Origin of the sequence: Bifidobacterium margollesii, from assembly GCF_002860355.1 — a bacterium.
Classification (GTDB): domain Bacteria; phylum Actinomycetota; class Actinomycetes; order Actinomycetales; family Bifidobacteriaceae; genus Galliscardovia; species Galliscardovia margollesii.
On the sequence record NZ_NMWU01000016.1, the window covers coordinates 1 to 19,368 of the forward strand.

Below are 19,368 nucleotides of genomic sequence, written 5' to 3' on the forward strand. Positions count from 1 at the left end.
GGCGAAGGGGGCGCGCATCCCGATGCGCGTGCCGCTCGCCGACCGGCCCAAGAGCGTGGACTCGCGCCGCGGGTTCGGTCACTTCGAGTCCGACACCGTCGTCGGCGCGTCCCCGTCGAAACGGTGCATCGACACGCAGGCCGAACGCAAGAGCCGCAAGCTGTTCGCCCGGTTCATCCCCGACAAGAGCGCGCTGGCGACCGCGCGCGCCGAATACGACATCTACAGCCGGATCCCCGCGCCCGCGCGCATCGACCGCACGTGGGACAACGGCACGGAGTCCTCCTGCCACCTGCTCGTGGACGAGGCGCTGGGCATGCTCACCTACTATGCGGACCCGTACTCCTCGTGGCAGCGGGGCACGAACGAGAACCGCAACGGCAGGATCCGGCGCTACCTGCCCAAGGGGACCAGCTTCGACGACCTGTCGGATGCGGACCTGCAGGCCATCGTCGACGAGATCAACGACACCCCGTTGAAGGTCCTGGGCTGGGAAACGCCCAACGAGGTTTGGTACCGCGAGCTCGGCAAGGTAATGTCAAAGACAAGCCACCCAGAGACGAGTGTTGCACTTACAAATTGAATCCGGGCACCTTGCTTTCCGGGCCAGGAATTGTTATTATTTAAATGACCGGAGGTCCCGCGCAGGCTTGCAATAACAGCCCAAGCGCACGGGAGTGCTTCCGGTTTTTTATTTCAACAGGAGCTGTCTGAAACCATTCCCATCCAGTAAATACAGCCGTTTAATCATTTGCTTCATACCCTCAGGGGAGACCATGTGTTTTTGGTTGTATTCGGAAAGCTGATTAAAAAGTTTCTCAGGAGTCTTGTATTCGCCAAGGTCAATGATGAAAGAATCCTTGACCACGTTCTGTCGAGCCGCCGAGGCGACCGCATTGGAAATAAGTCGAGAAATCTTCGAATAGTCCGGTTTCCGGCTTTGCGTTGATTTGACTTCAACTTCGAAGTTGGTGTCCAGCCAAAGAAAATCATTCGTCGGCTGATGTCCCACCTCATTCTTTGGTATCCACTCAAATCGGTATCCCAAGTTCCTGAATCGGGGTGCAGTTCAAACTCGGTTCCGGCGCCTTCTTGTGCGCGTATTCGGCACGGAGTTTGTCCGTTGAAAGATCGTCTTCCACATCGAAACGCTTTTCCCATTGCTCAGCGATGTACGCTTGCTCTTCCGGCGTCGGCGGAACGAAACCTGTGAGCTCGCAGTTTCGTTTGATTACCTCAGGATCGGCATTGAAGCGGCCTTGGCCGGCCATGAATGTGAACTTGTCCAGCCTGTCGGGAGCGATCGGCATGTCATACCATCCTTAGATAGCCCAGAAGTGAATAAATTGGAAGTTCACCTATTCCCTCGAATATAAACTTCCGTCCTCTTCCGTCCTCGTGCCGGAAGAATCTCATTCCCTCCGAGATTCTGCGTGAATGGTGCCAAATATACGCCGTCACCTGGGCCGAGTGGCGTCACATGGACCACCTGATCCATGTGACGCAGTGGCCGGATCCTTGAGATTCCAACGTTTTGACGAGCGCGTCACCTGGGCCACCCGGTCCGCGTGACGCAAAACGGCCCACATAACACTCCCCTCCCCCGTCATCCATGCAACCGTCGCCTAGTCGTCAGCAGCATCCGGTGGCCTGGTGGGTCTCATGGAAGTCGTCGCGGGCCCGCCAGAACTCACGTTCGCTCATCGGCTCATGATCGGGATGCCGCCGCCGATGCCGCTCCACATACCGGTCATACGCATTCTCTCCCGTCAAATCCCGCCAAAACTCGCGAAACCGCCCCAGACCGTCGACGATGTCCCTCGTCATAGCCGACATCCGCCGCATGCGATTCCCCCGATCGATGGTCGACTTCCCCATTGACGTCATGTCCTTGCACCCTCTCTCCGCGGAATGCATCGGATCGCCGGACGGGTCCATCCCGCCGCGACGATCCGATGCGGATTACGTGAGTTCGCCGATGGTCGACGATCGAATCAATCGACCGCCGGCCGATCATCGCGGTCTCAGTGAGCCGCGACCTTCTCGTGTTCCAGCTCCTCGCGCTCCTCCTTCTTGAGACCGGGAATGAGCTCGGGGTCACCCACGATGGCGTACTCCTTGACCAGCTTGGAATCGAGCTTGGAGGGGATCATCGTGGTGGGAGCGAAGAAGTTCGACTCCACACGCGGATCCTCGCTGGTGTGCTCGTAATCCTTGGCCTGGATGGTCCTGACGATGCGGATGACGCCGCAGACCATCACGAACGCCACGGTGACCAGGAACACGATCGACAGGGTTCCCTGAATGAACGTGTTGCGCACAATGGCTTTTTCGATGTCGATCTGAGCCGGATCGGTGAGCGTGGCGAGCTTCGCGTTGGCGTCACGCCACTGCTGCCAGTAGCCCAGCGCCGAATCGGTGGAGAAGATCTTCTGCCAGCTCGCCACGAAGGTGACGGCCGTGTCGAAGACCAGCGGAATCACCGGAATCCACACGTACTTGACGTACCCCTTGCGCACCACCATCACGGTGACCACCAGCAGTGCGACCGCGGCGATCAGCTGGTTGGCTATACCGAACAACGGATACAGCGTCTGTATGCCGCCTCGCGGATCGGTGACGCCCATCAGCAGCAGCGAACCCCATGCGGCCACGACCACGCCGGTGCACAGCCATGCACCCACACGCCAGCTTGGGTCACGGAACTTGGGCCAGATGTTGCCCAACGCGTCGGAAAGCTGGAATCGGGCGACTCGCGTCACCGCATCGACCGCGGAAAGGATGAACAACGCCTCGAACATGATCGCGAAGTGGTACCAGAATCCCATCATGGTCCGCCCGCCACCTATCTGATGCAGAATGTGCGCCATGCCCACGGCCAGTGTCGGTGCACCACCGGTGCGGGAGACGACGGAGGGTTCGCCCACGTCGGACGCCAGCTGACGGTACGCATCGCCGCCGGTGTACACCTTGTCGTTGCCGTTGGCATCCCAGGAATCCCACTTGGCTTCGATCTTATTACCGTGCACGTCGGTCACGCCGAGGTTGGTCACGGCCTTGGCCATGATGTCCTCCTTGGACTCGGTGGTCTGGCTGATCGAGGTGCCGGCCAGCTTGGCCGCGGTGGCCTCGGAGGTGTTCATGCCGAAGTAGATGCCCTGGTTAAGGGAGATGGCGGCCACGATGGCCATGACGGCGACGAAGGACTCCATCAGCATGCCGGCGTAGCCGATCATGCGGGCCTGGCTTTCCTTCTGGATCATCTTCGGGCTGGTTCCGGAGGAGACCATGGCGTGCATGCCGGAGAGGGCACCGCAGGCGATGGTGATGAACAGGAACGGGAAGATGGCGCCGGCGAACACCGGTCCTTCGGTGTTGCTGGCGAAGGCGGTGACGGCAGGCATCTCGACGATCGGGCGGACGATGATGATGCCGAGGGCGAGGATGCAGATCGTGCCGACCTTCATGAAGGTGGACAGGTAGTCACGCGGGGTGAGCAGCAGCCACACGGGAAGGATGGCGGCGAAGAAGCCATAAATCACCATGCAGATCACCAGAGCGGTGGGGCTCAGGTGCAGGAACTTGCCGAAGGAGGATTCGGAGACCCAGCGGCCGGCGATGATCACGCCGATCAGCACAGCGAAGCCGACGATCGAAACCTCGGTGATCTTGCCGGGCTGAACGAATCGCAGCCACAGGCCCATGCAGATGGCGATCGGGATCGTGCAGCCCACGGAGAACACGCCCCACGGGGAGGCGGCCAGCGCGTTGACGCAGATCATGGCGAGCACGGCGAGCACGATCATCAGCATGACGAACACGATGATCGTGGCGACGGAACCGCCGATGTGACCGATCTCGTCCTTGGCCATCTGACCGAGGGAACGGCCTCCTCGACGCATCGAGAAGAACAGCACCAGCATGTCCTGGACGGCACCGGCGAGACACACGCCGACGATGATCCAGATCGTGCCGGGCAGGTAGCCCATCTGCGCGGCGAGGATCGGTCCCACCAGAGGACCGGCGCCGGCGATGGCCGCGAAGTGGTGGCCGTAAAGCACCACTCGGTTGGTCGGATCGAAATCCTTGCCGTTGTTGATGCGTTCGGCCGGTGTGGCGTTGAGATCATCGGGACGCATGATCTTGTTCTGGATGTACAACGCATAGAATCGGTAAGCGATCGCATACGTGCACACGGCGGTGATGACGAACCAGATCGTATTCACCTCTTCCCCTCGCACGATGGCGATCATCGTCCAGCCGATCACACCGAGCAAGGTGATGACGGCCCAGATCGCAATGCGCTTCGGGGTCCACTTGGTATCGGGCTTCACGCCAACGGGAACGCCCTTGGAATTGCGGATGATCCGAGATTCTTCTTCCGGGGTGTATTTCGGAATTTCCCCATGGGTCACTACAGCCATGACTCTTCTCCTAACAGAAACGCGACTCTGCGCTTCTATCTGCGAACATAGTCGCGAAGAGGAGCAAAAATCCAGTGTGAACCTTGTCATTAATTCCGTTAACAAGGAATTACCGGAATTCCCGATTATCGCCCCAGGGCCATCTTCGGTGTTCCTTCCTACGGGAGAACGCCGAAAACCGATATACACCGCGATCTCGGACTCCCCCGCGAGGAAAGATACTTGTCCGCGCATGAAAAACGTCTGCATGTTCCACACATGCAGACGTTCAAACGCACGATCACGGGCTCCACGAGCCCTTCGACTCCGGAAACGCCCCGGAAAAAGATGAGGCGGCTACCGCTCCCTGCCCTTGCCGAAGGCGCGAAGGCGAATCGCGTTCCAGTCGGTGTTCAGCGTCTGCGGAGTCGCGGCGTTCATGCCGGAGGTCTTCGCGGCGTTTTCCACGGTCGTGGCGCTTGCCGCGCCATCACGGCCGGGCTTGGGGGTCAGCACCCAGAACGGTCCGCCCTCATTGAGCACATCCACCGCGTCCATGATGGTGTCGGACAACGCGTCCTCGTCATCACCGTCACGCCACCACAGAATCACACCATCCACTGCGGAATCATAGTCCTCGTCCACCAGATCCTCGCCGGTGACGGACTCGATGCCCTCTCGGATGCTGTCATCCACATCATCGTCCCAAAGCCATTCCTGAATAATGTCCCCGGAATGGAAACCGAAAATGTCGGCCTCTTTTCTCGTAGTTTCAACCACGGAAGACAAGCATAACAACAAGCGCGGAATTCCGAGCCCATGTAACCATGAATTTACCTTGGTTTCCGGTCCCGCTCGCCGCACCCGCTACTTCACCGTGCAGCGAGGCAGGGAATCCCCCCTGCCCTGTCCGATGGCCACGAGCGCCCGGTAGGCGTCATCAAGGTTCGATACCCGAACGTCGCGCAGTCCCGCGGGAACGTTGCCGGCCACTTCGTCGCAGTTGTCCGCGGGAGCGAGGAACCACGCGGCTCCGTCGCGTTTCGCGCCGATCATCTTGAGTCGGATGCCGCCGATCGCCCCCACCGATCCATCCTTCTCCATCGTGCCCGTTCCGGCGATCGTCATGCCGCCGGTCTCCTTGGCGGGCGTGAGACGGTCGATCACGCCCAGCGTGTACATCAATCCGGCCGACGGCCCGCCGATGTCGTCGATATGCATGGTCACCTTGGCCCCCGAGACGTCGGACTGTCCCTCGTCGCGCTCCGACAGATAGTCGATCGCCTGCCGGGCCGCGGAGTCCTGCGCTCCGGACATCTCCTTCCTCGTCTTCGCCAGATATTCGTCGGTGGTCTGCCCGGGTGGGATCACCGCCTCACGGGGCAGCACACCGGCCTTGGGATTCAGCCACGCCCACAGCACCTGAGCGTTGATGGCGGGTTCCCGGGTGCCGTAGCTGTTCACGGTGGTGAGCAGCAGTTTGCCGGAATCCTCATACGTTCTGGCTCCGGAGATCTCGATCATGCGCTTCGATCCCCCGTCGTCCACGGTGGACAGCACATCGCGGGTCGGACCGGGACCTTCCGTGACGAACCCGCTGGGCATCAGCAGGAGCAGTACGCACAGCGCGGCGCCGACCGCCCCCATGCAGTATCGCGGACCGCGGGCGGCGACGAAACGGGACAGCCGACGCCACACGGATGAGCGAGTTGTGGTGCTGTGGGCGAACTCGCCGCCCGGGAAACGCTTATTCGACATAGCTCTCATACTATGGATGGGAAAGACTTACACGGATTGCCGGTAAGATGCTCACAACAACACATGCTCGATTCGGATTGGGTGAACTTATGGAAGACAATGAACTGCGTCAATGGCTGATCGATTCCTTCGGGCCGATTCAGGGGGAAATGGCCTGGAGACAGTTCTCCAATCTGCCCGAATCGGTTCGCGACCAGATCATGAGTCAGGGAATCGACGGTCTGCCCAAGCCGTCCGAGGTGCGGTCCCTTGCCGAGGCCCTGACCGCGGGCGGCCTCAACACGATGGGCGACGTGCAGCGCACGGTGCAGGAGGGGCCGATCAACGTGAAGATGGCCCAGTCGATCGCCCTGAACAAGACGCGGGAGAACGGTTCGACCACGACCGTGAGCGCCGAGGACGGAGCCGCGGCCAGACAGTCGCTTTCCGAAGCGAATCTGTGGCTTGACACCGTCACCGACTTCGACCCGGTGAAGGGTCAGGCCGATGTGCTCACCCGCGCCCAGTGGGTGGAGAAGACCCTGCCGTCGTGGGCGAAGTTCGCCTCGCCGGTGGCCGAGTCGATGAACGACGCTCTGGCCTCGGTGTTCTCCGAACGTCTGGGCGGCGCGATGGGCGGGGAGATCTCCGGCATGTTCGCCGGCCCCGTGCCGATTCCGATCCCCGAAGGACTCAAGGATCCGGCCACACTGATGAAGCTGCTGGGCAACACGTCGTTCGCCATGCAGCTGGGTCAGGGTGCGGGCAATCTCTCCAGCGAGGTGCACGGCGGATTCGATCAGGGCATAGCGCTGCTCGACAATCCTGCCGGGGCGCTGATCCCCGAAAACATCACCGCCTATGCCAAGGAGCTGGAGCTGGATCGCAGCGAGGTGATGGAGTTCCTTGCACTGCATGAAGTGGCTCATGCGCGGCTGTTCGCCGGCGTACCGTGGCTGATGCCCCGATTCGAAGCGTTGATCGGCAAATACGCGCGCGGCATCTCCATCGATCTCGATGCGATGGAGGAGCAGCTGCGCGAAGCGGAGATGATGAATCCCGAATCGATCGCCGGAGCCGTGAACCTCACCAAGGTGGGCATCGGTGACACCCCCGAGCAGCAGGAGGCGTTGTGTGGTCTGGAGAGTCTGCTCGCCTTGGTGGACGGATGGGTGGACTGCGTGGTCTGGCGGGCCGGCATGGCGCACATCCCCCATATCGAGCAGCTTCGGGAGATGATGCGACGCGAGCGCGCGGTGGGAGGCCCCGCCGAGCGCACCTTCGAATCCCTGCTGGGCCTGCGTCTGCGCCCGAAGCGTCTGCGCGAAGCCGCGGAACTGTGGGAATCCATCACCTTGTCCGAAGGGGCCGAACAGCGCGACGCGAAGTGGGGGCATCCTGATCTGCTGCCGTCGCTGCCGACGGAGAAGGCGGAGGACGATGCCGATGCAACGGCTTCTTCAGGAAGCGGGACCGAGGCCGTGGATTGGGACGCCGAATTGAGCAGACTGCTCAACGACGATCGCCATGCGGACGACAGCGGCGATGCGAATGACGGCCGCAATGCGACCGGAGACGCCGGCGACGAGACCACAGACGACGGAACCACAGACGACGCGGACAAGGCCTGAAACGGCGGCGTAGGGTTCTTCCGGCATGCGGATAGGTCCAACTTCCACCCGATATCCGGAATCCGCTACTTCAGGAATCGGCTGGGGGTCCGTCCCACTCCTCCCATGCCGTCCTTGGACGCGGCGAACGACATGGTGACCGTGTCCTCGCCGCGGGTCACTCCCACGTAGAACAACCGTCGCTCCTCCTCCAACCGTTCGAAGTCATCCGCGACCCCCAAGCCCGCGACGCCGAACGGCAGCAACCCTTCCGAGCATCCGATCAGAAACACATGACGCCATTGCAGTCCCTTGGCCGCATGAATGGTGGAGATGGTCACTTCGCCGGCCTTCACCGAGGAAAGGTCTTCGGCCGCGGCTCGCGCGGCGGCCGAAGAGGAATCGATAAGCGACGCTTCGCTGCTCGCGTATTCGTTGCGGACACGCGAGCGGATGCCCATTCGCCCCAACGCCGCCCGGATGATGGGACCTTGCGCGTTGATGCGCATCAGCACCGCGACGTCGTTCGGGCTCTCCCCCTGCGCCACCAGCGCGGCGATGCGACGCGCCACCCCTTGGGCCTCCTGCTCGTCGGTATCGTATCTGGTTCTCACAATGCGGCGTCCCGTTTCCCTTGCGGAGCGCAACACCAGATAATCGTCCCGCATCGGCGACGCGGCAAGCACGCGATTGGCGCAGTGCACGATCTGCGGCGTGGACCGGTAGTCCCGTTCCAATGCGATGTCGGCGTTGAGCCGACGGAACTCCTCCGGAAACCGCAGCAGATAGTAGCTCGTGGCGCCGGCGAACGAGTAGATCGTCTGCGCCGGATCCCCCACCACGCACACGCTGTCGCGACCGCCCCGCCACAACGTCAACAGTCGGTGCTGCAACGGCGAGACGTCCTGATACTCGTCCACGGTGAGCCACCGCACCCGCGATCTGATCGACGCGGCCGCCTCGTCGAAATGCTCCAGCACATGGCAGGTCATCAGCAGAATATCGTTGAAGTCGATCATTCCGCGCCCGGTCTTCTCCTCCTCGTACGCCGTGATCACGTCGGCCATCCTCTCGGGATCAAGATCGGCCGGCGGCCGTCGATGCATGGCGGCGCATACGCGCGGGTAATCCTCCGGAGCGATCAGACTCACCTTGGTCCAGTTGATCTCGGCCAGCACGGCCCTGTAGGTCGTCGTGTCGATCTCATCCGTTCCGATCACCCGTCTCATCGCACGATCGATCAGCGAGCGAACGTCTTCGACCACGGACGGAAAGTATGATTCGCTCAGCTCCGGCCAGACGCGGCGCAGCTGCTTGAGAGCCGCCGAATGAAACGTCGCGGCCTTGACCTGCGGCACACCGAGGGCCGCCAGTCTCGCGCGCATTTCGGCCGCCGCCTTGACGGAGAAGGTGACGGCAAGACTCTGCGAGGGGTTCCATGCTCCCGTGGAGCAGGCATAGGCTATGCGATGCGTGATCGTGCGGGTCTTGCCGGCTCCCGCTCCTGCCAGAATGCGTACGGGCCCCTCCACGGCCCTCGCGGCCGCGGCCTGCATCTCGTCCAGTCCTTCGAGCATTCGATCCGTATTCGTAGTCACACGCCCATTGTCGCAGGTTTCCTTCCGGCCCGCCGCGGTGTCGTGCATTAGAGTGGGTAGGGTGAGTGAACGTTCAGTATTTACCCTGGCGGCATTGGCGAGCGCGGCCATGCCGAATCTGACCGTGGCCGGCACGAGGAGTTCGGAGCAGACCGCGCCTTCGGATGAGCAGTATGGCATCGATATGGCGGTGGTCACCGACACCACCGGGCGTGAATTCGACGTCTGCGCCTCCGATACGCCCGAGGGTCGCAGGAAGCTGACCTCGCGGGCGGATTCCTCCGCGGCGCTGCTGAGGGCCAAGGAGCCTGCCGGACTCGGTTTCGCCTTGGATCGTACCGTGGCGTTCCAGCCGGGCGAATACCGCAAGGGGCCCACCGGCACCACCGCCGTGCTGGTCACCGTGCACAACGACGGCGTCACCACGCCGTTGGATCGTCTCACCGAAAGCCAGTGCGTATCCGTCGGTACGGCGATCGGTGCGATCCACCGTCTGCGTCCGGGATTCATGGCCAAGGAGGGGTATCCCTCGTATGCTCCCGCCCAGATCAAGCAGCAGCTTGAGGCTTGGATCGCGCGGCTCAAGGAGGCCGGTCATGTGCCCGAGGAGATCACCGACAGCTGGGAGCGGATCGTGGCGACCGACGGATTGTGGTCGTTCCGCACATGCCCGGTGCATGGGGGCTTCTCCGATGGCGACATGCTGTTTTCCAGCACCGGTCTCAATGCGATGTACCGCTGGGGGAACATGCAGGTGAATGATCCGGCCCGGGATCTGGCATGGATCTTCGACCGTCTCGACGCGAAGCGACGCAACAACGTGCTGTCCGCCTACGCGAGGATCATCGGCTCGCGATTGGATGATCTGATCATGCTGCGCGCCAGTCTGTGGCTGCAGATGGAGCAGGTCGGGGAATTCATCAAGGCGCTCGATCGTGCCGACAACGACAGGATCATCGAGTTCAAGGCCCATGTGGAGCGTTTGGCTCACCAGCTTTCCGTAAGGGCTTCGAAGATGGTTCCTTCCTCGACGGCTTCGGCGGGCAATCCCTCCACCATCACCGTGGGGAATCTGCTGTCGCGGGATGACGGCGCTTCGGGAGGATCGCCCGTTTCTCGTACGAATGCCGGCGATCGCACGGCATCGCAGGCTTCGTCGCGGACCTCCCCCGCGAACAGCGTGCATATGCCCGTTCCCACCGTGCCGGCAAGGGCCTCCGCCATGACGGGAACCGTTGCGTCCGAAGCCTCGCATGCCGATTCGAAGACCATTGTGGTGGAGAACATGGGCGTTTCCGGCGATGACACCGCTACCGTGACCATGCCTGCGCTCTCTCCCGAGGATTTCGACGACGACGGGGTCATCACCGGCGCGGCCGGTCGCATCGTCGGCAAGCCCAGCGCTGAAACCGGTGACGATACGCCGGTTCAGGACGATGCGCCGCAGACCGGTATGGGCATCGCACGCAGTCAGGGACATCCGACCGGATACGTGTCGCTGGTGGATGAACATGCCGCCGAGAGCGAAGAACCGTCCGATGCCGGCGACGGCCAGACGCCGTCTCGCTAGAATGACAAGTTGGAGTTTCGTCAACGGTAATTCCGTTTTTTCAAGGAGGAACAACCATGGATGTTGAAATCGGCATTCAGAACGTGGCCCGACCGGTGACCTTCGCCACCGACAAGTCCGCCGACGAGGTCAGCGGCGCCATCGCCGAAGCGGTGAAGAACGGTGCGGTTGTGGATCTCACCGACACCAAGGGCCGTCGTATCGTCGTCCCCGGTGGAGCCATCGGCTATGCCATCGTCGGTTCCGAAACCTCGCATCCCGTGGGATTCGGCAATCTGGCCGAAAGCTGATCCGGCCGAAGAACCCGCTCGGTTCGGCCGCTTGACGGTCTTGAATGGATGATGGGGAGAGCGCATCAATAAGTTGCGCTCTCCCCATCATCCATTTCGTCTCCATGTCATCATCGGATGATGTCGATGGCGCCTCGGGCCGCGATCTCCTCCACGACTTCATCGCTCGTCGTGTTCTCCCCCATCAGGTTGGGTTTGCCGGCTCCATGCCAGTCGGAGCCTCCGGTGGTCAGCAGATGCAATTCCCTGGCGAGTCGGAGCAGACGCTGCTGCTGCTCCGGCGAGTTCTCCCTGTGGAACACCTCCAACCCGTCCAGACCCACGGCTGCGATATCCGCGATCTGCTCGTCGGTGAGAATGTTCCGGTTGCGGGTCGCTCCTGCCGGATGGGCGATGATCGCCACACCTCCCGCATGCTTGACCGCCTCGACCACCGTCTTCGCCGACGGGGAGACGATCGGCACGTAGTATTTGCTGCTCTTGCTGATCGCACGCCGGAACACCTCGGAACGGTTCTCGAAGAACCCCATGGCCACCATCGCATCGGCGATGTGAGGCCGTCCGATGGTGGTCTGCCCACCTTCCTTGACCTGTCGAACCACGTCGTCCCAGGTGATCGGATAGTCGGCGGAAAGATTCTCGACCATCTTCCTCATGCGCTTGACTCGGTTTTCGCGCGTGCTGGCGAACAGTTCGCACAACACCGGGTCCTTGGGATCGTACAGCAGTCCAAGCATATGCACGCAGACACCGTCCACGTCGGCGGTGATCTCGGTGCCCCGCACCAGCGGCATCTCATAGCGTTCGGCCGCGGCTACGGCGTCGTTCCATCCCGCCCAGGTGTCGTGATCGGTGATGGCGACGCCGGAAAGACCGATGCGCTTGGCTTCCCGGATCAGGGTTTCGGGGGTCTCCGTACCATCGGAATAGGCGGAGTGGCAATGCAGATCCCAGCCTTTCGAGGCGTGGTCGCGCACAATGCCGGTGCGCACGGCGGAATCAGTTCGATCAGTCATATCACTATCGTAAGCTGATTTCGTCGCGGCGCGAATCATCTGGAACGTCGCAGTCACGTCTGACAACGAATCGGGGGATGGTAACGATGATCGATGAATCCGCGGAGTATCTGGGAACACCGACCGGATGGCGCCACGGTGCCGTGTGGACCTATCTGCTCATGCTGGTCTTCTCGCTCGCGGCATTGATCATCTCGCTCGGGCTTTCCGCCGAGACACTGCTGTTGGCACGCAATCCGGGCAGCAAGCTCGACTGCGACGTCAACTCGGTGATCTCCTGCTCCACGGTGGCGCAGTCCTGGCAGGCCGAAATCATCAAATTCGGCGATATGAGCTTCCCGAACGCCTTCTTCGGCATCGCGGCCGAATCCGTGTTCGTCACCATCGCGGTACTGGGCCTCGCCCGAATCAGCGTGCCCCGATGGTTCGCCGTCTGCACCTGGCTGGGCGGTCTGGCCGCCCTTGCCTACGCCTATTGGCTGTTCACCCAGTCGGTGTTCGTGATCAACGCGCTGTGCCTGTGGTGTCTGGGTCTGATGTTCTCCACCACCCTGCAGTTCATGACACTCAGCCATGCAACGGTCACCGTGCAGAATCTGCCGCGTCTGAACGGCACCGGATCATCGTTCAGACGCGCGCTGGACACCTATTATCGTCTGGGAGCCGATCTGCTGGTCGATGTGCTGTGGCTTGCCGCACTCATCGCGATCATCCTCGTCAAGGACGGTTCCGCGATCTTCTGACGGATCGGTGCCGACGACTATCGCAGCGTGACCGTACCGACGATGCAGGCGTCTCCGGTCAGCTCCACATTGTCGTCGCTCACCTTCACGACCAGCACACCACCCCGCACGGTGATCGTCCACTCGTCAACGCCAGTGATCCGCCGCAGCGTGATCGCCGTGGCGCACAATCCGGTGCCGCACGACAGGGTTTCGCCGCACCCGCGTTCGTTCACCCGCATATGGGCCCTGCCGGTGCCCGCCCGCTCGTCGATGGCGTCGATGCCCACGAACTCGACGTTCTGATCGGTCTCGATCACCGGATCCACCACCGGCTTGCGGGTCAGATCGAGATCGGACACCGCGGGAAGCGTGGAATCCGCGGCGAGACCACGTCCCGTGGCGTCCTCAAGCACCGCGACCACATGCGGATTGCCCATATCGACGAACGTACCGCGGGCGGAACCCTCATGCCCTGGTATGGTCACCTCGTATGCGTGCGTCTCACCCGCCTTCCACGGGCCCATGTCGATGTGGAACACGTTGCGTCCCAGTCCCTCCACCTCGCCAAGCGAGGAAAGCGTCTTTACCCCGGCCCTCGTGCCGAGTTTCAGAGGCCGACCGCCCGGCGCCTCCATATATCCCATCGTCTGGGCGAACAACGCGGTGACCCTGGTGCCGTTGCCGCACATCTCGGCCAGGGAGCCATCGGCGTTGCGGTAGTCCATCATCCACTCCGCGCCGGCGGACCGAAGCCGTGAAACCTGCTCGTCGCTCAGATCGGAGACGTCGTCCGGATGCGCCAGTCGCAGCAGACCGTCGCCGCCCACGCCGAAATGCCGATCGCACAATCGACGGACCTCCTGCGCGGTCGGCTCGTATACGCCTTCGGGATCGGCATAGACCACGAAGTCGTTGCCCGTGCCATGCGCCTTCACTACATGCTGTGGAATACTCATGGATCATAAGGATAGTCGAGCACGCGCATTTCTCCTCGCCCATTGTCATACCGGTGAAACGGTCGTATGCCGGGAGAAAGGTACACTACCCTAGGTAGCGGTATTCCCGTTCCGTCGACGGAGCGCAGGCCGTGGGGTCGTCGTTCCGGCAGCCGTGCCATGCGGCCATGATCCGCATGCGTACGTCGGGGCGGACAGACACGACTTCATGAAGGAGAGCGGTATGTCGTCGCATGCACCGATCGGGGTGTTCGATTCCGGACTTGGTGGGCTTTCGGTTGTTCGGCAGATCAGGAAGGACATGCCGAACGAAACCGTGATGTACTTCGGGGACAGCGCGCACGCCCCCTACGGTCTTCGACGTCCGGAGGAGATCCGCGACTTCTGCTTCTCGATCTGCGACCGGTTCGTCGAACGCGGCGTGAAGGGCATCGTGGTGGCGTGCAATACGGCCACCGCAGCCGCGGTCAATGATCTGCGCGCACGATACGACATCCCGATCATCGGCATGGAACCGGCGCTCAAGGTGGCCTGCGACCGCGGCAACGGCGTACGCCAGCACATCGTGGTGGCGGCCACCCCGTTGACGCTCAAGGAGCGCAAGTTCGAGAAGCTGATGGATCGGTTCGATTCCCTGCATGACATCCGCAAGCAGCCCTGCCCCGATCTGGTGGGGATCGTGGAATCCGGCCGGCTTTCGGACCGGGATCTGGTGATGCGCACCCTGCACGGCTATTTCGACCGCTACGACATCGCGCACACCGACAGCGTGGTGCTCGGCTGCACGCATTTCGTGTTCTATCGGGATTATTTCCGCGAACTGTTCGCCCACAGCGCGATTCTCGACGGCAACGAAGGCACGGTACGGCATCTGCATGTAGTGCTCGAATCGCTCGGCCAACTCGCCGACGAGGATCAACGCGGCACGGTAAGTGTGGAGAACTCCAAGGATTCGCCGGACGTGCTCGCACTGAGCCACGATCTGCTCGGCGAATAGACGGAACCGGATTCGAGGCCTCCACCGGCCGACATCGGAACCGCCCGGTAATCGACATTCGCGGGAGAACCGTCGTTTCCCGCTACCACCAAGCCGTTCCAACCGCTATGATGAGGCGGAAGCGAAGAACGGAATGGGGGGAACATCGATGAAAACCGGCATTATCGACGTGGGCGGCGGATTCCGGGCCATCTACGGCGTGGGCGTGGTGGATCGTCTGCTGGAGGACGACGTGCGTCTCGACTATGCGATCGGCATCTCCGCCGGCAGCGCGAATCTGACGTGCCTGCTCTCCCGGCAGAAGGGACGATGCTACCGCTTCTACACGAAGTACGCCTTCCGCCGCGAATACGCCAGCACCAGGAACTTCCTGCGGAATCATAATTTCGTCGGTTTGGATTACGTGTACGGCACATTGTCGAACCATGACGGCGAGGATCCGCTGGATTACCCGGCGATCGAGGCGAACCCGATGGAGTTCTACGTCGTGGCGGCCAACGCCGAAACCGGGGAGCCCCACTATTTTCCCAAAAGCCGTATGCATCAGGACGATTACGACATCTGCAAGGCGTCGAGCGCGGTGCCGGTGGCGTGCGAACCGTATGTGGTGGACGGCGTGCCCTATTTCGATGGGGGCATCGCCGACCCGATCCCCGTGCGCAAGGCCTTCGAGGACGGCTGCGACAAAGTGGTGGTGGTGCTCACCAGACCGAAGGACACCGTGCGCAAGCAGCAGAAGGACAAGGGTCCGGCGGCGATCCTGAGACGCTCCTACCCCGCCGCGGCCGATATGCTGCTCAACCGGTACCAGCTGTATAACGACGAGGTGGAACTGGCCAAGCAGTATGAGCGGGAGGGACGGGTGCTGATCATCGCGCCGACCGAGCTGTATGGCCTTTCCACGCTGCACAAAAGCTATGAGGGGCTGAACCGCATGTACCGGCAGGGGTATGCGGATGCCGCGAAGATCAAGGAGTTTCTCGAAGAGTAGTCTGGTCAGGATTCCCCGGAAGCCGGGCCGAACGCTCAGCCGAGTACCACCCGCACGGCGTGAAGATAGTATTCGATGGCGTATGGGAGTATCTCATCAAGCCCGGGGAAGTTCGGCGTATGCCACCCCGAAGCGTCTTCGGCGCCGTTGGAGCCGATGAAGCTGAAGACCCCGGGGATCCCAGCATGCTGATAATCGGCGAAATCATCGGCCCCCATGCTCTGTTCCGGATCCACCACGTTGGCGTACGACGACGCATCGGAGGCCAGCAGCAGGGCCAGCTCCCGATCATTGTCGATGGGCTGCGCCCGTACGCTCCAATCGATATCCGCCTTCACGCCGAAGACGCGCGCCGTGCCGTCGATGATCTCAAGGAGCCGTTCGTGGATCAACCTCGCCGTAGCCGCATCGAACGCCCGTGCGGTGCCGTGGAACTCCAGATCGGCGGGAATCGCGTTCCATGCGGTGCCCGACTTCACCTGCGTGACGCTCACCACGGCGGGTTGCAGGGCCGGCACGCTGCGGCTCACGATGGTCTGCAGCTGCGAAACGATGGCGGCGAACGCGCTGATGGGGTCGGCCGCCTCATCCGGCTTGCTGCCGTGGGCGCCACAACCGTGCAGCGTCACGTCGAACCGGTAGTTGCCGCTCATGATCGGCTTGGGTGAAATACCCACCGTCCCTACCGGCAGACCGGGATGATTGTGATATCCGACGATCCGCTCCACGCCTTGGAGCCATCCGGCGGCGAGCACTTTCTGGGCGCCGAGCTCCGCCTCCTCGGCGGGCTGGAACAGCAGACGGACGGTTCCATGAAATTCGTCGCGGCGAGCGGAAAGCTCTCGCGCAGCACCGAGCAGCGAAGCGGAGTGAAGATCATGACCGCAGGCGTGCATCACACCGGGATTGACCGAAGCGTATGGAGCACCGGGATTCTCCTCGATCGACAGACCATCGATGTCCGCGCGCAAAGCCAGTACCGGTCCGGGACCGGCCTGCCCCTTGATCTCCGCCAGCACGCCCGTCCGCAGCGGTGCTGTGCTGCGCGCACCGGGCAAAGGACCGCTTGACGTATCGATGACGTCGATGCCCCATGCCCGCAGCCGATCGGCGATGAACCGCGTGGTCTGCGTCTCATGCAACGCCAGTTCCGGGTGTCGGTGCATCCAGTGACGGGCTTCCAGCACTTCGGCCAGCGTCCGCTCGTCGATGGTCATATCGCCATTCCCCCTGTCTTTCCGGCTGCGATCCCATTCACTCGGGACCGGCTGCGAATCGGAAGCCGTCAGGCACCGACGGCCACGCGAACCTTCACGGTTTCGGAGGCCGGGGAAGACTCCTCCCGCCTGGCCGCAGCCGCCCGTTCGGCGATCGACAACGCCTGCTTGAGGTCATCGGTGAGATCGAAGACGTCCTCGATGCCCACGGCCAGACGGATCAGCTCATCGGTGATGCCGAGCTTGAGCCGTTCCTCACGCGGCACTTCGAAGTGGGTCATGCTGGCGGGGAATTCGGCGAGGCTTTCCACCGCACCGAGGCTGACCGCAAGACGGAACACATGGAGGTTGTTGAGCACGTCGGCCGGGTCGACCCCTTCACGCACCTCGAAGGACAATACGCCGCCGAACCCCCGAAGCTGTCGCAGCGCCAAGTGATAGTCCTCGTTGGAGGCGAGTCCGGGGTAATGCACCTTGGACACCAGAGGATGCCGCTCCAGGAACTGCGCGATGGCGAGCGCATTGCTCTGCTGGCGATCCATGCGCAGGGCGAGGGTCTGGATGCCCCGTCGCACGGCGTCGCATTCCGCCGGAGGCAGTACGCCGCCAAGACGGTTCTGCGCGAAATACACGCGGTTGGCCAGATCCTCGGTGCGGGCGACCGCGAGTCCGGCCACCACGTCGGAATGTCCGGCCAGATACTTGGTGGCCGAATGCAGGACGATGTCGACGCCCAGGGTGAGCGGCTTCTGCAGGTACGGGGTGACGAAGGTGTTGTCGACGATGGCGATGGCGTCATGCTCATGGGCGATGCGGGCCAGCGCGGCCACGTCGTTGACCTTGAGCAGCGGGTTGGTGAGCGTTTCGAAGTACACGGCGCGCACGACCGCCCCCTGGGCCTCCGCTCGGTCGAAGGCGGCGTTCACCGCGTCGAGATCACGGGTGTCGACCGCGTCGAATTCGAGTCCCCACCGGCTGAAGAACTCGTTGATCTGCGAGTAGGTGCCACCGTAGATGTTGTCGCCGACGATGATGCGGTCGCCGGGCTTGAAGATCGAAAGCACCGCGTGGATCGCCGCCAGTCCGGAGGCGAAGGCGAAACCACGACATCCCTGTTCCAGCTGGGCGATCTGTCGTTCGAGGAATTCGCGGGTGGGATTGCCGCTGCGGGCGTAGTCCCATCGCGGTACGGATTCGACAGATTCGAAGGTGTAGGTGGATGAGTTGTAGATCGGCGGGTTCACCGCTCCCGTGTTGTTGTCGTCGATGTCGACTCCATGTACCAGCTGGGTCTTGAATCGTGCCATGAGCTCCCCCAATCATTGACGATGCCGGATTGTCCGTTAGGTTTCCTTCTGTTGGTAAACCAAGGCTAACCGCAATGATTTCAAGCTTTCAAGCCGATTCGCATAGCTAAAATCTATACGCCGTTGCAAGCTGCGATCCCGGTCGTGCGGCTATTGGGGTTGATAACGGGCTATAAGTCGATAACCGTTCGTTCGACACGCCGATGGCGGGCCTGGCGCCCGCCGATGACGGTCACGGCAGGGCACGGGTGGTGTCGGTCGACCGGACATCGGTCGACCGGACTACGACGATGCCCGCATGCCGTATGACATGCGGGCATCGAATCGCGGATGCGGATGCCGGTCCGAACCGTTGCGTTATTTCAGGCGCTATTGCTGTTTTCGTGGGTGTGGGTTCGTCGTTGAGCCGTTGATTTCGTAAGCGTGAGGGGCGTTCCCGTGTATTCTGTTTTCCGACCAAAGAAATGAACCACGGAGAACGCCTGATGAACAGCTTATTCAAACGTCTTCTCAACGTCAAAGGCATGGTCGTCGAGGACGTGCGGGTCGCGGACTCGCCGCTGCGTCCCGAGCCCGTGCTCGAGGTGCGCGTGCGCCCGCATGCCGGCATGCTCAGATGCTCCCGCTGCGGTCGGCGGTGTCCGGGCTATGACCGGGGCGGCGGCGTGCGCCGTTGGCGTCACCAGGACTTCGGCTGCTGGCGGGTGGAGCTGGTCGCCATGATGCCGCGCGTGGACTGCCCCGGGTGCGGCGTGGTCGTCGCCGCCATGCCGTGGGCCGAGCCCGGCAGCCGGTTCACGCGTGATTTCGAGGCGGAGTGCGCGTGGCTGATGACCGTGGCGAACCAGAAGACGGTGAGCGGGTTCCTGCGCGTCGCATGGCGCACCGCGGGCCGGATCGCCCATAGGGTCGCCGGACGGCTCAAGGAGACCATGCCCTCGCCGTTCGACG

General features: G+C 62.3%; 19 protein-coding genes. 8 read left to right on the forward strand and 11 right to left on the reverse strand.

The window, feature by feature from the left end:
- The coding region (locus Uis1B_RS05090; RefSeq protein WP_133124846.1) for an IS30 family transposase at positions 1–583 on the forward strand (583 nt) is incomplete at its 5' end.
- Between the two features lie 108 nt (positions 584–691).
- Here Uis1B_RS05090 and Uis1B_RS05095 read toward each other — a convergent pair.
- The 6 genes from Uis1B_RS05095 to Uis1B_RS05120 form a co-directional block, all read right to left on the reverse strand.
- Positions 692–1,012: a hypothetical protein gene (locus tag Uis1B_RS05095; RefSeq protein ID WP_101616230.1), complete on the reverse strand. Its 321-nt coding sequence runs from the start codon at positions 1,010–1,012 to the stop codon at positions 692–694.
- Positions 1,013–1,031: 19 nt separating this feature from the next.
- Positions 1,032–1,310 carry a hypothetical protein gene (locus tag Uis1B_RS05100; RefSeq protein WP_101616232.1) on the reverse strand — a complete coding sequence of 93 codons (279 nt, stop codon included), beginning with the start codon at positions 1,308–1,310 and terminating at the stop codon, positions 1,032–1,034.
- A gap of 322 nt (positions 1,311–1,632) precedes the next feature.
- Positions 1,633–1,827: a YbdD/YjiX family protein gene (locus tag Uis1B_RS05105; protein WP_101616258.1), complete on the reverse strand. Its 195-nt coding sequence runs from the start codon at positions 1,825–1,827 to the stop codon at positions 1,633–1,635.
- 197 nt (positions 1,828–2,024) lie between these two features.
- Positions 2,025–4,424: a carbon starvation CstA family protein gene (locus tag Uis1B_RS05110; RefSeq protein WP_101616234.1), complete on the reverse strand. Its 2,400-nt coding sequence runs from the start codon at positions 4,422–4,424 to the stop codon at positions 2,025–2,027.
- Between the two features lie 336 nt (positions 4,425–4,760).
- Positions 4,761–5,192 (reverse strand): DUF3052 domain-containing protein, encoded by a 432-nt coding sequence (locus Uis1B_RS05115; RefSeq protein ID WP_101616235.1) that lies wholly within the window; start codon positions 5,190–5,192, stop codon positions 4,761–4,763.
- Between the two features lie 78 nt (positions 5,193–5,270).
- On the reverse strand, positions 5,271–6,161 hold the full coding sequence (locus Uis1B_RS05120) for a YlbL family protein (protein ID WP_101616237.1): 891 nt from the start codon (positions 6,159–6,161) through the stop codon (positions 5,271–5,273).
- A gap of 89 nt (positions 6,162–6,250) precedes the next feature.
- Here Uis1B_RS05120 and Uis1B_RS05125 point away from each other — a divergent pair, with 89 nt between their 5' ends.
- Entirely contained in the window at positions 6,251–7,771 is a 1,521-nt protein-coding gene (locus tag Uis1B_RS05125) for a zinc-dependent metalloprotease (protein WP_101616239.1), read from the forward strand.
- Between the two features lie 65 nt (positions 7,772–7,836).
- Here the strand turns inward: Uis1B_RS05125 and Uis1B_RS05130 are convergent, their stop codons facing one another.
- Positions 7,837–9,327: an ATP-dependent helicase gene (locus Uis1B_RS05130; protein WP_165782744.1), complete on the reverse strand. Its 1,491-nt coding sequence runs from the start codon at positions 9,325–9,327 to the stop codon at positions 7,837–7,839.
- A gap of 82 nt (positions 9,328–9,409) precedes the next feature.
- On the opposite strand from Uis1B_RS05130, the gene Uis1B_RS05135 reads away from it, so the two are divergent.
- Positions 9,410–10,918 (forward strand): phosphotransferase, encoded by a 1,509-nt coding sequence (locus Uis1B_RS05135; RefSeq protein ID WP_423734864.1) that lies wholly within the window; start codon positions 9,410–9,412, stop codon positions 10,916–10,918.
- 56 nt (positions 10,919–10,974) lie between these two features.
- A complete protein-coding gene (locus Uis1B_RS05140; protein WP_101616246.1) occupies positions 10,975–11,208 on the forward strand; it encodes a DUF3107 domain-containing protein in 234 nt (77 codons plus the stop codon).
- 110 nt (positions 11,209–11,318) lie between these two features.
- On the opposite strand, the gene Uis1B_RS05145 is transcribed toward Uis1B_RS05140, so the two are convergent.
- Positions 11,319–12,224 (reverse strand): PHP domain-containing protein, encoded by a 906-nt coding sequence (locus tag Uis1B_RS05145; protein ID WP_101616247.1) that lies wholly within the window; start codon positions 12,222–12,224, stop codon positions 11,319–11,321.
- Positions 12,225–12,310: 86 nt separating this feature from the next.
- Here Uis1B_RS05145 and Uis1B_RS05150 point away from each other — a divergent pair, with 86 nt between their 5' ends.
- Positions 12,311–12,967 carry a vitamin K epoxide reductase family protein gene (locus Uis1B_RS05150; RefSeq protein WP_101616260.1) on the forward strand — a complete coding sequence of 219 codons (657 nt, stop codon included), beginning with the start codon at positions 12,311–12,313 and terminating at the stop codon, positions 12,965–12,967.
- 17 nt (positions 12,968–12,984) lie between these two features.
- Here the strand turns inward: Uis1B_RS05150 and dapF are convergent, their stop codons facing one another.
- Positions 12,985–13,905 carry a diaminopimelate epimerase gene (gene dapF, locus Uis1B_RS05155; protein ID WP_101616249.1) on the reverse strand — a complete coding sequence of 307 codons (921 nt, stop codon included), beginning with the start codon at positions 13,903–13,905 and terminating at the stop codon, positions 12,985–12,987.
- A 223-nt stretch (positions 13,906–14,128) separates the two neighbouring features.
- Here dapF and murI point away from each other — a divergent pair, with 223 nt between their 5' ends.
- Together murI and Uis1B_RS05165 are read left to right on the forward strand one after the other, a co-directional pair.
- Positions 14,129–14,902, forward strand: a complete 774-nt coding sequence (murI, locus tag Uis1B_RS05160; protein ID WP_101616251.1) for a glutamate racemase — start codon at positions 14,129–14,131, stop codon at positions 14,900–14,902.
- 148 nt (positions 14,903–15,050) lie between these two features.
- A complete protein-coding gene (locus tag Uis1B_RS05165; protein ID WP_423734865.1) occupies positions 15,051–15,893 on the forward strand; it encodes a patatin-like phospholipase family protein in 843 nt (280 codons plus the stop codon).
- Positions 15,894–15,928: 35 nt separating this feature from the next.
- Here Uis1B_RS05165 and Uis1B_RS05170 read toward each other — a convergent pair whose 3' ends face one another.
- Together Uis1B_RS05170 and Uis1B_RS05175 are read right to left on the reverse strand one after the other, a co-directional pair.
- Positions 15,929–17,110 carry a M20 metallopeptidase family protein gene (locus Uis1B_RS05170; RefSeq protein WP_101616256.1) on the reverse strand — a complete coding sequence of 394 codons (1,182 nt, stop codon included), beginning with the start codon at positions 17,108–17,110 and terminating at the stop codon, positions 15,929–15,931.
- A gap of 68 nt (positions 17,111–17,178) precedes the next feature.
- Entirely contained in the window at positions 17,179–18,417 is a 1,239-nt protein-coding gene (locus tag Uis1B_RS05175; RefSeq protein ID WP_101616262.1) for a trans-sulfuration enzyme family protein, read from the reverse strand.
- Positions 18,418–18,902: 485 nt separating this feature from the next.
- On the opposite strand from Uis1B_RS05175, the gene Uis1B_RS05180 reads away from it, so the two are divergent.
- The coding region (locus tag Uis1B_RS05180) for a helix-turn-helix domain-containing protein (protein WP_133124805.1) at positions 18,903–19,368 on the forward strand (466 nt) is incomplete at its 3' end.

What these genes read in the sequence shown, in the direction of transcription:
- Uis1B_RS05150 (WP_101616260.1), top strand. Translation starts at nt 12,311, where the DNA reads ATGATCGATGAATCCGCGGAGTATCTGGGAACACCGACCGGATGGCGC.
- Uis1B_RS05140 (WP_101616246.1), top strand. Translation starts at nt 10,975, where the DNA reads ATGGATGTTGAAATCGGCATTCAGAACGTGGCCCGACCGGTGACCTTC.
- Uis1B_RS05125 (WP_101616239.1), top strand. Translation starts at nt 6,251, where the DNA reads ATGGAAGACAATGAACTGCGTCAATGGCTGATCGATTCCTTCGGGCCG.
- Uis1B_RS05175 (WP_101616262.1), bottom strand. Translation starts at nt 18,417, where the DNA reads ATGGCACGATTCAAGACCCAGCTGGTACATGGAGTCGACATCGACGAC.
- Uis1B_RS05105 (WP_101616258.1), bottom strand. Translation starts at nt 1,827, where the DNA reads ATGACGAGGGACATCGTCGACGGTCTGGGGCGGTTTCGCGAGTTTTGG.
- Uis1B_RS05170 (WP_101616256.1), bottom strand. Translation starts at nt 17,110, where the DNA reads ATGACCATCGACGAGCGGACGCTGGCCGAAGTGCTGGAAGCCCGTCAC.
- Uis1B_RS05110 (WP_101616234.1), bottom strand. Translation starts at nt 4,424, where the DNA reads ATGGCTGTAGTGACCCATGGGGAAATTCCGAAATACACCCCGGAAGAA.
- Uis1B_RS05100 (WP_101616232.1), bottom strand. Translation starts at nt 1,310, where the DNA reads ATGCCGATCGCTCCCGACAGGCTGGACAAGTTCACATTCATGGCCGGC.
- Uis1B_RS05165 (WP_423734865.1), top strand. Translation starts at nt 15,051, where the DNA reads ATGAAAACCGGCATTATCGACGTGGGCGGCGGATTCCGGGCCATCTAC.
- Uis1B_RS05130 (WP_165782744.1), bottom strand. Translation starts at nt 9,327, where the DNA reads ATGCTCGAAGGACTGGACGAGATGCAGGCCGCGGCCGCGAGGGCCGTG.
- dapF (WP_101616249.1), bottom strand. Translation starts at nt 13,905, where the DNA reads ATGAGTATTCCACAGCATGTAGTGAAGGCGCATGGCACGGGCAACGAC.
- murI (WP_101616251.1), top strand. Translation starts at nt 14,129, where the DNA reads ATGTCGTCGCATGCACCGATCGGGGTGTTCGATTCCGGACTTGGTGGG.
- Uis1B_RS05145 (WP_101616247.1), bottom strand. Translation starts at nt 12,224, where the DNA reads ATGACTGATCGAACTGATTCCGCCGTGCGCACCGGCATTGTGCGCGAC.
- Uis1B_RS05120 (WP_101616237.1), bottom strand. Translation starts at nt 6,161, where the DNA reads ATGTCGAATAAGCGTTTCCCGGGCGGCGAGTTCGCCCACAGCACCACA.